This window comes from Bradyrhizobium sp. 14AA (assembly GCF_054185205.1).
This window is the reverse complement of record NZ_JAVAYM010000002.1, coordinates 329,346-345,147: the sequence shown is the minus strand read 5'-3', so window position 1 is coordinate 345,147 and position 15,802 is coordinate 329,346. Positions and strand designations below refer to the sequence as shown.

General features: G+C 64.1%; 13 protein-coding genes. 5 read left to right on the top strand and 8 right to left on the bottom strand.

Translation table 11 applies throughout. The features are described 5' to 3' along the window. Positions 1-22 precede the first annotated feature (22 nt). The 5 genes from RAD15_RS06610 to RAD15_RS06590 all read left to right on the top strand — a co-directional run bounded on the left by RAD15_RS06610 (position 23) and on the right by RAD15_RS06590 (position 4,890). The gene (locus RAD15_RS06610; protein WP_458175607.1) at positions 23-1,123 is read left to right on the top strand and encodes an LLM class flavin-dependent oxidoreductase; all 1,101 of its coding nucleotides are present in this window, start codon (positions 23-25) and stop codon (positions 1,121-1,123) included. Then, complete coding sequence (locus RAD15_RS06605) at positions 1,120-2,058, top strand: ABC transporter substrate-binding protein (protein WP_458175605.1); 939 nt, start codon at positions 1,120-1,122, stop codon at positions 2,056-2,058. Before RAD15_RS06610 ends, RAD15_RS06605 begins: the two co-directional genes overlap by 4 nt. A 354-nt stretch (positions 2,059-2,412) precedes the next feature. Then, positions 2,413-3,258, top strand: coding sequence for a CmcJ/NvfI family oxidoreductase (locus tag RAD15_RS06600; protein ID WP_458175603.1), 846 nt, complete (start codon positions 2,413-2,415; stop codon positions 3,256-3,258). Positions 3,259-3,361: 103 nt separating this feature from the next. Then, the gene (locus RAD15_RS06595) at positions 3,362-3,673 is read left to right on the top strand and encodes a septal ring lytic transglycosylase RlpA family protein (RefSeq protein ID WP_458175601.1); all 312 of its coding nucleotides are present in this window, start codon (positions 3,362-3,364) and stop codon (positions 3,671-3,673) included. Between the two features lie 47 nt (positions 3,674-3,720). Next, complete coding sequence (locus RAD15_RS06590) at positions 3,721-4,890, top strand: Gfo/Idh/MocA family protein (RefSeq protein WP_458175599.1); 1,170 nt, start codon at positions 3,721-3,723, stop codon at positions 4,888-4,890. Positions 4,891-5,073: 183 nt separating this feature from the next. Here RAD15_RS06590 and RAD15_RS06585 read toward each other — a convergent pair whose 3' ends face one another. From RAD15_RS06585 to RAD15_RS06550, 8 genes are all read right to left on the bottom strand, one after another. Beyond that, complete coding sequence (locus RAD15_RS06585) at positions 5,074-5,256, bottom strand: hypothetical protein (protein WP_458175597.1); 183 nt, start codon at positions 5,254-5,256, stop codon at positions 5,074-5,076. Positions 5,257-5,537: 281 nt separating this feature from the next. Further along, positions 5,538-6,848 (bottom strand): ABC transporter substrate-binding protein, encoded by a 1,311-nt coding sequence (locus tag RAD15_RS06580; protein ID WP_458175595.1) that lies wholly within the window; start codon positions 6,846-6,848, stop codon positions 5,538-5,540. A gap of 146 nt (positions 6,849-6,994) precedes the next feature. Next, entirely contained in the window at positions 6,995-9,505 is a 2,511-nt protein-coding gene (uvrA, locus tag RAD15_RS06575; RefSeq protein ID WP_458175593.1) for an excinuclease ABC subunit UvrA, read from the bottom strand. A 163-nt stretch (positions 9,506-9,668) separates the two neighbouring features. After that, positions 9,669-10,904, bottom strand: coding sequence for an ABC transporter substrate-binding protein (locus RAD15_RS06570; RefSeq protein WP_458175591.1), 1,236 nt, complete (start codon positions 10,902-10,904; stop codon positions 9,669-9,671). A 40-nt stretch (positions 10,905-10,944) separates the two neighbouring features. Then, a complete protein-coding gene (locus tag RAD15_RS06565) occupies positions 10,945-12,426 on the bottom strand; it encodes an ATP-binding cassette domain-containing protein (RefSeq protein WP_458175589.1) in 1,482 nt (493 codons plus the stop codon). After that, positions 12,426-13,352, bottom strand: a complete 927-nt coding sequence (locus RAD15_RS06560; RefSeq protein ID WP_458175587.1) for a branched-chain amino acid ABC transporter permease — start codon at positions 13,350-13,352, stop codon at positions 12,426-12,428. Before RAD15_RS06560 ends, RAD15_RS06565 begins: the two co-directional genes overlap by 1 nt. A 1-nt stretch (position 13,353) precedes the next feature. Next, positions 13,354-14,229 (bottom strand): branched-chain amino acid ABC transporter permease, encoded by an 876-nt coding sequence (locus RAD15_RS06555; protein WP_458175585.1) that lies wholly within the window; start codon positions 14,227-14,229, stop codon positions 13,354-13,356. Between the two features lie 637 nt (positions 14,230-14,866). Further along, positions 14,867-15,670 (bottom strand): alpha/beta fold hydrolase, encoded by an 804-nt coding sequence (locus tag RAD15_RS06550; RefSeq protein ID WP_458175583.1) that lies wholly within the window; start codon positions 15,668-15,670, stop codon positions 14,867-14,869. Positions 15,671-15,802: the final 132 nt, after the last annotated feature.

The window sequence follows — 15,802 nt, the reverse complement described above, 5'->3', positions numbered from 1 at the left end:
CAAAACAATCAGGGAGACGATCATGTCGATCGAGTTCATCGGCTTCATCAGCAACAACAATTCGTCCGAGACCGTCGTCCGCGAAGGCCCGATCCTTAACCCCACGCACATCGAGACGGTGGCGAAGGCGCATGAGAATGCCGGCTTCGATCGCGCGCTGCTGGCGTTTCATTCGACGAGTCCGGATGCGCTTCAGGTCGCCCAGCATGTTCTCAGCCACACCGATCGCCTCAACGTGCTGATCGCGCAACGACCCGGCTTCACCGCGCCGACGCTGCTGGCGCGGCAGTTCGCCGTGCTCGACCAGTTCTCGCGCGGGCGTGTCGCGCTCCACGTCATCACCGGCGGCAACGCCACCGAGCTGCGGCAGGACGGCAACACGCTCGACGACAAGGACGAGCGCTACGCCCGCACCTCCGAGTTCCTCGATATCCTCAAGCTGGAATGGACCAGCGACAAGCCGTTCACCTACAAGGGCAAATACTATCAGGTCGAGAACGCCTTCTCGCAGGTGAAACCGTATCGGCCCGAGGGCATCCGCGTCTATTTCGGCGGTGCCTCGGATGCGGCGATCGATGTCGCCGGCAAGCACGCCGACACCTTTGCGCTGTGGGGCGAGTCCTATGCGCAGGTCCGCGACGTGACCTCGCGCGTCCACAATGCGGCGGTCCGGCAGGGCCGGCCGACGCCGCGCTTCAGCCTGTCGGTGCGCCCGATCATTGCGCCGACCGAGAAGCAGGCCTGGGAGAAGGCGGAGGAAATCCTAGCGCGCGCCACCGCGCTTCAGGACAAGACCGGCTATCGCAAACCTGCCGACGGCCACGCCACGGCCGGTGCGCGACGCCTGCTCTCGCTCGCCGACCAGGGCAGCCGGATCGACAAGCGGCTCTGGACCGAAATCGCAAAGCTCACCGGCGCCAACAGCAATACCACGGCACTGGTCGGCACGCCCGAGCAGGTCGCCGAAGTGTTCGGCGACTATTACGACCTCGGCATCAGCCACTTCCTGATCCGCGGCTTCGATCCGCTGATCGACGCCATCGAATACGGCCGCGAGCTGATCCCGCTGACGCGCCAGCTGGTCGCCAAGCGTCAGGCCGTTCGCGGTGAGGCGGCGGAATGATCCGCCTCATGCTGGCCGGCGCGCTGCTGTTCGGTTCATTTGAACTGGCGGCAGCGCAAACCACCTTGCGCGTCGGCGACCAGAAGGGCAATGCGCAGGCCGTGATGGAAGCGGCCGGCCAGCTCAAGGACGTTCCCTACAAGATCGAGTGGAAGGAGTTTCCGGCGGCGGCGCCGCTGCTGGAAGCGCTCAGCGCCGGCGCGATCGAGACCGGGCTCGTCGGGGATGCGCCCTTCACCTTCGCCGCCGCCTCCGGCGCACCGGTGAAGGCGATCGCCGCGATCCGGCAGACGCGCGAGGGGCTGGCGATCCTCGTGCCGGAGAATTCGCCGATCAAGAGCTTTGCCGATCTGCGGGGCAAGAAGATCGCAACCGGCCGCGGCTCGATCGGCCATCAGCTGATCCTCGCCGCGCTCGAGAAGAACGGCTGGAGCGCAAGCGACATTCAGATCGCCTTCCTCGCACCGTCGGACGCCAAGATCGCCTACACGCAGGGCTCCGTCGATGCGTGGTCGACCTGGGAGCCGTATGTGAGCCAGGAGGAGGTGCTGTTCAAATCGCGCCGCGTCATCACCTCGGAGGGCCTAACGCCGGGCCTCAGCTTCCAGGTGGCAAGGCCAGATGCCATCCGCGCCAAGCGTGCGGAGCTGACCGACTTCATCCGCCGCCTCACCGCGGCACGGGCGTGGTCACTGAACAATGTCGACGGCTACGCCGCGACCTGGGGCAGGCTGATGAACATCCCGGTCGCCGTGCCGCAAAACTGGCTGTCGCGTGCAAAGATCCGGGTCGCGCCGATCGACGACGGCGTGGTCGCGGACGAGCAGAGCACCATCGACCTCTATTTCCGCTGGGGCCTGATCAAGCAGAAGCTGGATGCGGCCGAGATCGTCGATCGCTCCTTTGCGGATGCGATTGCAAAGGCGGGGTTGTAGGCGCGCTTCACCCTCTCCCCTTGTGGGAGAGGGTGGCTCGCCGCGCTAGCGGCGAGACGGGTGAGGGGTTCTCTCCGCGTCCTCATTTCTCACAGTCGGATTCGCGGATAGATACCCCTCATCCGGCGCTTCGCGCCACCTTCTCCCACAAGGGGAGAAGGAAGAAACACTCTTACGGGCGTTTCAAGGATTCGTGAGGAAAGAAGGAGGCTTCCTGCGCAACTGCAATCTTCGAAACGTTCCTTCTGCATTCTTGGCCGTCGCCGACATCCCCATTGCTATTTGCACCAGCACCCTTGCGCCCCGCCCCGTCCCGTCAAAAATGATTCCGACGACCACATCGGGAGACCGGCCATGGGCCTGCAAGAAACAAAAATCGAATCGCTTCCCTTCGTCACTGCCGAACTCAACTATCTCGCGCCGACATCGGCCAAGCCGCGCACCTACGCCTTCGATCCGCCGCCCGGCGAGCCCAAGAGCACGTCGCTGCCTGAGCCGCATCAGGTCCCGATCTTCGATGCGCGCCTGATCGCACAGAATGTCTCGCTCGATCGCGAAGGCTTTGCGCTGGTGCGCCATCCGACCCAGGTGAAGGATTTCTACAACGATGAGGAAATACGGGCGGTCTACTATCCCGCCGTCGAGGCGTTTTTGCGCGCGACGCTGAAGGCGGACCGCGTGGTCATCTTCGATCACACCGTGCGCAAGCGTGTCGAGGGTGCGGCCGACATTCGTGGCGGCGGCCCGCGCCAGCCTGCAACGCGCGTCCATGTCGACCAGACCGCCGTCTCCGGCGCCAACCGCGTGCGCGAACATCTGCCCGACGAGGCCGAGGAGCTTCTGAAGGGCCGCGTGCAGGTGATCAATCTGTGGCGCCCGATCCGCGGTCCCTTGCGCGATTCACCGCTGGCGATGGCCGACGGCACCACGGTCGCGCCGGAAGATCTCGTCGCCTCCGACCTGATCTATCCCAACCGCCGCGGCGAGACCTATTCGGTGAAGTACAATCCGAACCATCGCTGGTTCTACTTCCCGGAGATGACGCCGGACGAGGCGCTGCTGCTGAAGTGCTATGATTCCGCAACCGACGGCCGAACCCGCTTCGGGCCGCACACCGCCTTCGTCGATCCGACCACGCCGGCTGACATTGCGCCGCGCGAGAGTATCGAGGTCCGAACGCTGGTCTTCCACAAACAGTAACAATCTTTGATGGAACTGCCGGGTGTGGGCCCGGCAGTTCCAGGAACTTAATGGAACAAATCGACGTTTGAAGCGCCGGGCAGGGCCAACCGGGAGCGGTGCCGTGCGCGCGCAGCCGATGCTATTCTTTTGTCTCGCGACTTTCTCGCTTTCAGTTTTTTCTGTTGCCCGTGCCGAAAGCGGGCTCGCCTCCTATTACGGCTACGGAAAAGCCGGCAAGGGAGAGCTGACCTGCGCTCACCGGACGCGCCCGTTTGGCACCGTGCTCAGGGTGTCCTACAGCGGTCGCACGATCCAGTGCCGCGTCAACGATCGCGGCCCGTTCATCCGCGGCCGTATCGTCGATCTCTCGGTGCCGGCCGCCCGCGCGCTCGGCATGATGAGCGCCGGCGTGGTGCGGGTCTCGGTGGATTAGGCGCAGCAGCGCGCTATAGTGCCGCCCAAACCAGGGTGAGGGGCGCTATGGCCAGGATTCGGGTGGGGCTCGTCGGCTGCGGCTTCGTGTCGGAGCTGCATATGTATGCGTTCCGGCGGGTCTACGGCGTGGATGTCGAGGTCGCGGCGGTGGCCGCGCGAGGCGATCGCGTCGTCGAATTCGCTGGGCATCACGGCATTCCGCGCGTCTATCGCAGCTTCACGGACCTGATCGCCGACCGCGAGATCGATGTCGTCGACATCTGCACCCCGCCCAATCTCCATGCGGAGATGATCGTCGGTGCGATGCAGGCCGGCAAGCATGTCATCTGCGAAAAGCCGTTTGCCGGCTATTTCGGTCGCGAGGACGACCAGCAGCCGATCGGCAAGCGCGTCCCGAAGGCGCTGATGTACGAGCGCGTGCTGGAAGAGATGGACGCGACCCGCGCCGCGATCGAGCGCACCGGAAAGCTCTTCATGTACGCCGAGGACTGGATCTACGCGCCGGCGGTGACCAAGACCGCCGAGATCATCAGGGCGACGAAAGACAAAATCCTGTTCATGAAGGGCGAGGAGAGCCATTCCGGCTCGCACGCCGCGCATGCGGCGCAATGGGCGATGACCGGCGGCGGCTCGCTGATCCGCATGGGCTGTCATCCGCTCTCGGCCGTGCTCTATCTGAAGCAGGTCGAAGCGAGAGCGCGAGGCGAGACCATCCGCGTCGCCAGCGTCACCGGTGACGTCGGCAACGTGACCGCGAGCTTGAAGCCGGAGGAGCGCACCTACATCAAGGCCAATCCCGTCGATGTCGAGGACTGGGGCACGCTGACCGCGACCTTCTCCGACGGCACCAAGGCGACCGTGTTCTCCGGCGACATGATCATGGGCGGCGTGCGCAACCTGATCGAGACCTACACGAGCGGCGGTTCGCTGTTCGCCAACATCACGCCCAACACGCATCTGATGAGCTACCAGACCTCCGAGGAGAAGCTCGCCGGCGTCTACATCACCGAAAAAGTCGACCGCAAGACCGGCTGGCAATATGTCTGCCTCGAGGAGGAATGGACGCGCGGCTACTTGCAGGAAATTCAGGACTTCATGGAATGCGCCGCGACCGGGCGGCAGCCGCTGTCGGATCTCGCGCTGGCGTATGAGACGATCAAGGTGAACTATGCCGGCTATTGGGCCGCGGAGGAGGGGCGGCGGGTGGTGCTGTAGGACGCCGCCACGCGCCTGCTGCTCGCCGATGCCGTCGCCTACCAGGCCCCGACGGTCATCATGATCACGATGGTCATGCACGAGAGGCAGGCAATCGACGCAGTATAGAATTCAGGTGTGTTCATTGTTGCCTCCTGAAAAAGTGCCGCCTTTGTCAAATGCTGTTGACGCGAGGAGAGGCGGCTATTTTCTGCTGCGCTTCAAGTTCGCTTCGTGCTGCGCGTCCATCTCGGCATCCGGGTCGGCGGAATCTTCGCTCGGCAGAAAGAGCTCAGCATGTTTGCGGGTGAGCAGAAGCTGCTTGCGCATCTCGGCCAGGCGGGCGCGGCAAAATTCCTTGTAGAGCAATTCGAATATGGCGGGCATTTTCACCCCCATCGCTGGAATTCACGATCTGAAGAATTTCCGATCCCTGCTGGATGGCTCCACAATGCGAGCCGGTCCTGTGCATGACGATCCTCGGCCGAGAATCGAACCAGGGCGTGAAAACAGCGTGAAACGAACTGGCGGTGGGTAAGAGAGCCCTGGATGAGGGGGTATTAACGCGAAATACCAGCGAGAGGTTCTCGCGTCACGAGAACCTCTCACCTACCTCGCCGGTCTGGCGAGCCACTCGCCACAAGGGGGCGAGGGCGCCCCGTCGTCGCTTACACCCCGTAAGTCGAGCCTTTCGGCAGCGGGAATACCGGGTCCTGCGTGCGGATGTTGGTCGGCCAGACCACCGAGATGTGCTCGCCGGCGTTCTGCATCACGACCGGCGTCGAGCGTTCGTTCTGTCCCGAGAGCGGCGTGCCCGGCGGGAAGAACTTCACGCCGTAGCCCTGGATGGTGCCGCCGGCGGGGATGTCGACGTCGAGTGCGGCCTTGCGAATGGCTTCGGGATCGAAGCTGCCGTACTTCTCCTTGGCGACCGGCAGCACGTTGTTGAGCAGCACCCAGGTCTGGTTGAAGCCCATCGAGCAATGCGGCGGCACGTCGGTCGCGCCGGTCTTGGCCTGGTAGCGCGAGACCATGGTCTTGATCAGGTCGCCCATGCCCGGCGCCAGCTTGGTGGGATCGAGCAACTGCGCGGGCACCGGATCGATGTTGCAGAAATTGTCGATGTCGGGGCCGAAGGTCGCGCGCAGCTTGTCGAGCTGGCTGTAGCCGGCGCCTGCCCCGAACAGCATCTTGAAGCGCAATCCGCTCTCGCGCGCCTGGCGCAGGAACAGGGTGATGTCGGGGTTGTAGCCGGCGTGCGAGATCACGTCGGCCTTGGCGCGCTTGATCTTCGTGACGAGCACCGAGAGATCGGGCGCGGAGGCCGAGTAGCCTTCGCGCAGCACCACCTGGATGCCGGCCTGCTTGGCATAGGCCTCGTCGGCGGCGGCAACGCCGACGCCATAGGGGCCGTCCTCGTGGATCAGCGCGACCTTGACCTCGCCGGGCTCCATGCCGAGCTTGGCCTTGGCATGCTCGGCGATGAAGCCGGCAAAGGCCTGGCCGTACTGATCGGAATGGATCTGCGCGCGAAACACGTATTGCAGGTTCTTGTCCTTGAACACGGCGGTCGAGACCGCGGTCGTGATCCAGAGGATCTTCTTCTGCTGCTCGACCTTGGCCGCGAGCGGCACCGCATGCGAGCTCGCATAGACGCCGTTGAGGATGTCGATCTTCTCCTGGCTGATCAGGCGTTCGGCTTCGTTGATCGCAACGTCGGGTTTGCTCTGGGAATCCGCGGCGACCGGAGCAATCTTGGTCTTTCCGCCGACGCCGCCTTTCTCGTTGACGAGATCGATCGCGATCTGCGCGCCGATTGACGATGCGACCGAGCCGCCCGCGGCGAAGGGGCCGGTGAGGTCATAGATCAGGCCGATGCGCAATGTCTCGGCTTGCGCCTGGGCCCGGGTCCAATCGAGGCTGAGTGCGGCGGCGGCAGCCGCCGAAGTCTTCAGCAGCTGCCTGCGTGAAGTCGGCATCCTATCCTCCCAAAACCGTCTTATGATTGGTTGTTTTTTTGCGAAGTATGGGGAGGGGGATGGCGGAAAGTCAACATGCCCGAAAGTCGGGCCTGTCCGCCGCGGCGCAGAACGCAATTGCGAAATAAGACCGCGAAATCGTGCGGTCACTGCTCCAGGCGACGTGACAGATAGCGCGCGGTCTTTCCGCCGGCTTCAGCGACCTGATGCGGTGTGCCCGATGCGACGATGAGGCCGCCCTCGTCGCCGGCGCCGGGGCCGAGATCGATGATCCAGTCGCTGTGGGAGACGACATCCATGTCATGCTCGACCACGACCACGCTGTTGCCGGCGTCCACGATCCGATCGAGCTGGGCGATCAGTCGCTCGACATCCCTGGGATGGAGCCCGGTGGTCGGCTCGTCCAGGACATAGAGCGTATGGCCCCGCTGCGGACGCATGAGTTCGGTCGCCAGCTTGATGCGCTGGGCTTCGCCGCCGGACAGCTCGGTGGCGGACTGACCCAGGCGGATATAGCCGAGGCCGACTTCGCGGACGACCGACAGCGAACGGTTCAATGTTGAATCGTCGCGGAAGAAGTCGAAGGCCTCGTCGACGCGCATCGCCAGCACGTCCGCGATCGATTTCTCGCGGATCTTCACCTCGAGCGTCTTGTCGTTGTAGCGCGCGCCCTTGCAGGTCGGACAGGGCGCATAGACGCTCGGCAGGAACAGAAGCTCGACGCAGACGAAGCCTTCGCCCTCACAGGTCGCACATCGGCCTTTCGCGACATTGAACGAGAAGCGTCCGGCATCGTAGCGGCGCGCCTTGGCCTGAGGCGTTGCCGCGAACAGCTTTCGCACGTGGTCGAACAGGCCGGTATAGGTCGCAAGGTTGGATCGCGGCGTGCGCCCGATCGGCTTCTGGTCCACCACGACGAGGCGATTGATCTGGTCGAGGCCGGCCACAATCTTGCCGCCCAATGTCTCGACTCTTGCGGTGAGGCTGTCGTCGTCCGCTTCGTCCGCGAGCGTATGGCCGAGATGCCCGGCCACGGCATCGACGAGGAATTGGCTGATCAGGCTCGATTTACCGGAGCCCGACACGCCGGTGATGCCGGCGAGAACACCCAGCGGGATATCGACGTCGAGACCGCGAAGATTGTTGCGGACCACACCCCTGACCTTCAGGTGGCCCTTCGGCGCGCGACGGACGGTCGGCAGCTTCTTGCGGGGATGCGCGAGATAATGGGCTGTGCGCGATTGCTCGATTTCACCGAGCCCTGCGGGCGGCCCGCTGTAGAGAATGAGCCCGCCGCCGTCGCCGGCATCGGGCCCGACATCCACCAGCCAGTCGGCATGCCTGATCACCTCGATCTCGTGCTCGACCACGAAGATCGAGTTGCCGGCGCGTTTCAGCCGGTCCAGGGCGCGCAACAGCGCCTCGGTGTCGGCGGGATGCAGGCCCGCGGAGGGCTCGTCGAGCACGTAGACGACCCCGAACAGGTTCGAGCGGACCTGCGTGGCCAGACGCAGCCGCTGCAACTCGCCCGGCGACAGCGTAGGCGTGCTGCGCTCGCAGGCGAGATAACCGAGGCCAAGGTCGAGCAGGACGGCGAGGCGCGCCGACAGATCCTCGCAGATGCGCCGGGCGACGACGGTCTTCTCCGACCTGTCCGTCGAAGCCTTTGCGAAGGGCTTAACCAGCTCCTGCAGCTGCTTGAGCGGCAAATGCGACATCTCGGCGATGTTGAGACCGGAAAACTTGACCTTGAGCGCCTCGGGCTTCAGCCGCGTGCCACGGCAGGTCGGACAGTCCTGGGTGATCATGAACTGCGCGACGCGGCGCTTCATCATCGCGCTCTCGGACTTGGCGTAGGTCTGCATCACGTAGCGCTTCGCGCCGGTGAACGTGCCCTGGTAGCTCGGCTCCTCCTTGCGGCGGAGCGCCCGTTTGACCTCGGCCGCGTCGTAGCCGGCATAGACCGGCACGGTCGGCTGTTCGTCGGTGAACAGGATCCAGTCGCGATCCTTTTTCGGCAGCTCGCGCCACGGCTTGTCGACATCGTAGCCGAGCGTCGTCAGGATGTCCCGGAGGTTCTGTCCCTGCCAGGCACTCGGCCAGGCCGCGACGGCGCGCTCGCGGATCGTCTTGGTGTCGTCGGGCACCATCGATTTCTCGGTGACGTCGAGCATCCGGCCGATGCCGTGGCAGGTCGGGCAGGCGCCCTCCGGCGTGTTGGGCGAGAATGCCTCCGCATAGAGCATCGGCTGTCCGCGCGGGTAATCGCCGGCGCGGGAATAGAGCATCCTGAGCAGGTTCGAGATGGTCGTCACGCTGCCGACCGACGATCTCGTCGTCGGCGCCCCGCGCTGCTGCTGAAGTGCCACGGCGGGCGGCAGGCCCTCGATGTCGTCGACTTCGGGGATCTGCATCTGGTGGAAGAGGCGCCGCGCATAGGGCGACACCGACTCCAGATAGCGCCGCTGGGCCTCGGCGTAGATCGTCCCGAAGGCGAGCGAGGATTTCCCCGAGCCCGAGACGCCGGTGAACACGACGAGGGCGTTGCGTGGAATGCGGACGTCGACGTTTTTGAGATTGTGCTCGCGTGCGCCCCGGACCCGGACGAAGCCGTCGTCCTGCATCAGGCCGTCAGTTTGCTTTGGTCGATCGTCCATCTCGCGCCTCCACCCCCACGCGGGGGGTAACGGCAAGATCGCAGGATGGGTCCTCCAATGCCAGTGTGGCGGTTGCGTTCTGCACAAAGCGAAGGCCCGCCGCGTTGATCGCGACGGGCCTTGCAAGAAGTGTCGGGCTGCCGGCAGGGCCGGCAAGAAGCGATTACTGCGACAGCTTCACGAAGCTCGGAAACTTCAGCTTGCCTTCCGCGATCTTCTCGGGCCAGACCACGACCTGCTTGGAGTCCTGCCACTGGAAGACGAGGCCGGTGACCGCACCGGGGCCGGACTTGATGCCGTGGGTGAACTCGTCGTCCTTGCCGTAGAACTGGATCTTGCCGATCGTGCCCTCGTAGTCGGTCTTCTCGAGCTCGGCGACCATCTTGTCGGGATCGGTCGAGCCGGCGCGCTTGATCGCGTCGGTGATGATGTAGACCTCGTCATAGGCGGTGTAGCCGGTATAGGCCGGCGGCGAGCCGAACTTGGCCTTGAAGGCAGCCGCGAACGGCTTTGTCTTGGCGGTCACGGCGACATCTGGCGTTGCCACCGCGAGCGAGGGCACGCCGTCGGCGGCGCCATTGGTGTCCTTCCAGAAGGTCGGGCTCAGCGCCTGCGCGCTGATGCCGAACATCGGGATCGGCACCTGCTGGTTCTTCCATTGCACCGTCGGCTGCACGCCGACATGCGAGATGCCGGTCACGATCACATCGGGCTTCTTGCCCTCGATATTGTTGAAGATCGGCGTGAAGTCGGTGGTATCGGGCGAGAAGCGCACATGCTCGACGACCTTGAGGCCGGCCTTGGGCAGGCAGGCCTCGTAGCCGACATCGAGAGGCTTGGTCCAGGCCGCGTCCTCGCTCATGATCGCAACGGTCTTGAACTTGAGCTTCTCGACCAGCAGGTCCTTGGCGGCGTCGCAGACGAGCTGCGCCTGCGCCGCCGAGGTCAGGTAGCCGTGGAAGGTGTACTTGTTCTTCTCGTAGTCGTTGTGGATCGCCTTGGTGATCTCGTTCGAGGCGGCGCCGGGCGTGATCAGCGGCATCTTCAGCCGCGCCGCCCATGGCTCGAGCGCCAGCACGACCTCGGAGATGTAGCTCGCGATCACCGCGGACACCTTGTCCTCGCTCACCGCGCGCTGGAAGGCCCGCACCGAATCGGCCGACGAGCTCTTGTTGTCGTAAGTGACGATCTCGACCTTGCGGCCGAGAATGCCGCCCTTGGCGTTGATCTCGTCGGCGGCGATCTGCGCGCCGCCGGGCGTCGCGGCCCCCGCGATCGACTGCACCTCGGCGATGACGCCGATCTTGATCGGATCGTTCGATTGCGCGCAGGCGGGCGCGGCAAGGCACAGCGCAAGCGCGGAGGTGAGGAAGCTGCTGCCGAGAACTGAAGGTCGCATGGTCGTTTCCCTTTCTATGCTTTTTGTTGATGTTGAGGACTTAAAGAAAATCGGCGCCGGCCTCGCTCGCGAAGCGGCCGGGATCGCCCTCCCAGACGATCCTTGCATGCTCCAGCACGTAAACGCGGTCGGCATGCGGAAGCGCGAAGGTGACGTTCTGCTCGCCGAGCAGCACAGTGATCGACGTGGTCTGCCGCAGCTTGGTCAGCGCCTTGGACAATTGCTCGAGGATGACCGGCGCAAGCCCCAGCGTCGGCTCGTCCAGGATCAGGATCTGCGGCTGCATCATCAGCGCGCGGCCGATCGCCAGCATCTGCTGCTCGCCGCCGGAGAGCGTCTGCGCCATCTGGCCCTGACGCTCCTTCAGGATCGGGAACAGCTCGAACAGCCAGGCGAGCTGCGCGGCGCGCTTGTCCTCAGTGAGGTGCTGGCCGCCGAGATCGAGGTTTTCCCGCACGCTCATCTCGCCGAACAGCTCGCGCGATTCCGGGCACTGCACGAGACCGCTGCGGGCGATCTTCGCCGGGCTCGTGCCACGCAGCTTTGCGCCGCCGCGCACGATCTCGCCGCTATAGGGCAGGAAGCCGGAGATGGTGTTGAACAGCGTGGTCTTGCCGGCGCCGTTGAGGCCGACGACCGAGACGAACTCGCCCTCGTGGACGTGGATCGAGACGTTCTCCAGCGCCTGCGCCTTGCCATAGAACACGCTGACATTCTCGACCTGAAGCAGCGGCACCTTGTCCTTGAAGCTGGTCTCGGGCCGTGCATGGGTCTCGATGGCGCCGCCGAGATAGACCCGGCGCACAGTCTCGTTTCGCATGACGTCGTCGGCCCTGCCGGTGACGATCTCCTCGCCGAGATACATCGCGAGCACGCGGTCGACGAGGGCTGCGACGCTCTTGACGTTGTGGTCGACCAGCATCACGGCGCGGCCCTCGTCGCGAAAGCTGCGGATCAGGTCGGAGAAGATGTCGACCTCGGCCCGCGTCAGCCCGGCAAAGGGCTCATCCACCAGCACGACCTTTGGATCGCGCGCGATCGCCTTGGCGAGCTCCAGCCTGCGGAGGTCGGCGAAGGGCAGCGTCGGCGGACGGCGGTTCATCACGTTGCCGAGCCCGACGCGCTCCGCGATCCATTTGGCGCGCTCGACCAGCGCCTTGTCGGGGAACAGCATGAACAGGCTGTCGGGCAGCAGCGCGACCAGGATGTTCTCCAGCACTGTCTGCCGGTTCAGCGGCCGCGAGTGCTGGAACACCATGCCGAAGCCCTTGCGCGCGATCTTGTGCGCGGGCAGGCCAGCTACGTTCTCGCCCTCGAAGATCACCTCGCCCGCGGTCGGGCGCTCGATGCCCATCACACTCTTCATCGCGGTCGACTTGCCCGATCCGTTCGGCCCGATCAGGCCGAAAATCTCGCCGGCGTTGACCTCGAAGCCGAGGTTCTTCACGGCCGTCAATCCACCGAAGCGCTTGGTCAGGCCGCGGACGTCGAGCACGGCCCGGTTTGAAAGCCTCATATCCATCACGAACGCGCCTCGCGCGAGAGGGCCGCTCCGAGGAAGCCGCCGGGGAAGAACAGCACGACGAGCAGCGCGACCGCCGAGACGATGAAGGTCGCAAGCTCGCCGGTGGGCCTCAGGAACTCGCCGGCGACGATCAGGAAGATCGCGCCCAGCGCCGCGCCGAGCACGGTGCGCCGGCCGCCGAGCACGGCCGAGACGATGACGTTGACGCCGACGGCGACGTCGACGACGGTGCCGACCGAGGCGGTGCCGAAATAGAACACCAGCAGTGCCCCAGATAGCCCCGAGAAGAACGCGCTGACGATGAAGGCCGCGAGCTTGTGCTTGACGATGTTGAAGCCGAGCGCGCCGGCCTGCACCGGGTCCTGGCCGCTGGCCTGGAGCACAAGGCCGATCGGCGATTGCGACAGGCCGTAGAGGATGGCCGCCGAGATCGTCATGAAGCCGAGCGCGATCCAGTAATTGGCGCCGGCGTCGATAGTGATGACATCGGGAATGGTGAGGCCGATCTCGCCGCCGGTGAGGTCGGCGAACACGACGATGAAGTTCTGCAGCATCAGCACCGCGACCAGCGTGGTGAGGCCGAAATAGGGGCCACGGACCCGCAGGGCCGGCAGCGCCAGCACGAGACCGGCGATGACGGAGGCGAGCGCGCCGAGCACGATGCAGGGATAAACCGACCAGCCGAACTGCGCATTCAAAATGCCGGCGGTGTAGGCGCCGACGCCGATCAGGAAGGTCGGGCCGAAATTCACTTCGCCCGCGAAGCCGAACAGGAGGTCCCAGGCCATCGCGAACACGCCGAAATAGAAGGCGACGGTGAGCAGGCCGAGCACGTAGCCGGAGACGTAAAGCGGGAGCGTCGCTGCGATGATGACGAGCGCCAGCGAGATGAAGAAGAGGCGCGAGGTGAAGAAATTGAACATCTCAGCGCCTCCCCAGGAGGCCCTGGGGCCGGATGTACATCACGAACACGAGCAGCAGCAGCGCCGGGATGGTGCGGTACGCCGGCGAGACCAGATAAGCCGTCAGCGTCTCGAGATAGCCGACCACGAAGGCTGCGATCAGCGAGCCGGAGACGCTGCCGAGGCCGCCGAGCACGACGATCGAGAATGCGCTCGCGGTCAGCGGTCCCACGCTATAGGAGCTGACGCCGAGGAACATGCCGAGCAGCACGCCGGCGATGCCGGCAAGGATGCCGTAGATCGCCCACACCACGATGTAGATGTTCGTCAGCTCCAGCCCGAGCAGCGTCACGCCGCGCGGGTTCATCGAGGCCGCCAGCACCGCCTTGCCGGTGCGGGTGCGATTCACCAGCAGCCACAGCAGCGCGATCACGAGGCAGCACACGATCGCGGTGAAGATCTCGTTGCGCGGCGTGCGCACGCCGAGGATCTCGACCACGCCCTCGACGATCGGCAACACGGTCTTGGCGTTGTTGGTGAAGAAATAGGCGATCAGCTCCTGGATCATGATGCCCCAGAGCAGCGTGCCCGTGAGAACGAAGATTTCCTTCTCCTCATTCGGGATGCGCCTGGAATCCTGGATCGGCTTCACCACCGCGAAATAGGTGGCGAAGGCGGTGAGAAGCGCCACGGCGACCCCGATCAGTGCGCCGGCATAGGTGCCGACGTTGAGGATGCTGGCGGCGGCCCAGGCCGCCACCGCTGCCGCCACCATAATGGCACCGTGGGAGAGGTTGAGGACGCCCGAGACGCCGAAGATCAACGTGAAGCCGGTGGCACCGAGAGCGTAGAGAGCGCTGATGGCAAAGCCATCGATCAGGATCTGGAATGCTCGCATGTATGATTGGCCGGGCAGACGAGCTGCCTCCTGGAGGGAAGGTGCTGTGTGGAGCGCATGTGAACGCCTCCGGGCTCACGCCCGGAGAGCAGTCCCGATCAGCCTGTGATGGGTTCGATGAGGCTCGGAAGCCAGACGCCGGCCTTTGCAACGTCCTTCGGCACGCGGGGAGCGGCCGTGTCGCACACTATAAGCAACGCAACAGAGAGTCGTTTCTTCATATTGTTCTCTCCCTTTGAACAGGCCTCTTGTGAGCCATTGTGTCGCGACTATACCGGCCGAGACATTCTCGGCAAGTGAAACTGCATTCAGGATTGTGAAAGGCGGACTAAAGTCTGGCGCTTGCGCAAGATGCAGGCAGTGTCAGGCGTTCCGGCATGTCAGGCATGCGGATTTTCGCCGGAGACGACAGACGTTTATTTGGCTTGCGGCCAGGAACCAGGGCGCATGCTCAAATCTCGCTGGGCGCCTGGCGGGTCTGTTGTGTCGCTCGACAGCTGCATAGCAGCGGACTGTGCCGCATGGTCCGCGTCAGGCCACGGGCGGAAGTCGATTGCACGCAGGCGAACGATGCCGAGCGCAATGCTCGGTCATCGTTCGCTCGGATGCTATTCGACCAGGTTGTTAGTGCTCGATTTCATGTTGCTTGCAACAGGACGTCCGTCAACCAATCGGGTTCGACAATCATGGCGGAGTGGCCGGATGTCGTGTTCTCCAGCACCGTCCAGGAATTGTCGGCCTTGCACTCGCCGGCGGCCTTGTCCAAGGCCGCCATGGAAAATTTGGGCAAGCGAATGTAGGTTTTCTTGGCGACCTTTTCGCGAGCGCCCGAGAGCTTCACCGGTTGCAGGAACGTGCCGATCGGGTGCGGCGTTACTTTCGACAGGACCCAGGCAACGTCCTTCGGGTCGTTAAAGGCCGTCGGAGGTAGCGCTTTGGGCGCTGGACGACTGATCGCGCCGTCGTCGACTTGAAATGGCACCGCGTCCCGGAACGATTGTCCATCGGCAGGCTTCAACGCATCCAGCCAGACAATGGATGAAACACGGTTTCCGATGCGTTCAAGCGCACCCGATACCGGATACCCCGCGTAGGAATGAGCGACGAGGCAAATGTCCGAGAGGTCCTCCCATTCGATTATGTTGGCGATGTCCGCGATGTGCGTGTCGAGATTGATGTCCTTACTCAACAGATGCGAGCGGTCTGCCAATCCGGTCAGCGTAAGTGCATAGACCTTATGGCCTCGTTTTTCGAGCCTGTCCGTAACTCGCTGCCAACACCATGCTCCATAAAAAGCGCCGCCAACCAGAACGAATGTTTTTCTCGCGGATTGGGCGCGCGCGCTGCTGGTGAACATGCCTGATGAAATTGCCGATGCGGTGCCTATTCCGGCTCCGAGACCGCCGAGTATTCCGCGACGCGTGATGATTGAACCGATCATGAGAAACTCCCCCTATGCGGTGTTTCACGAAATGACTGGATTGAATGATTGACTTTGAAAGATGCACGCCGACTGGTTGTGCAAGGCTCACCCTACGAAATATGCCGGGGAACGCCAACGTCGCAGTTGGCG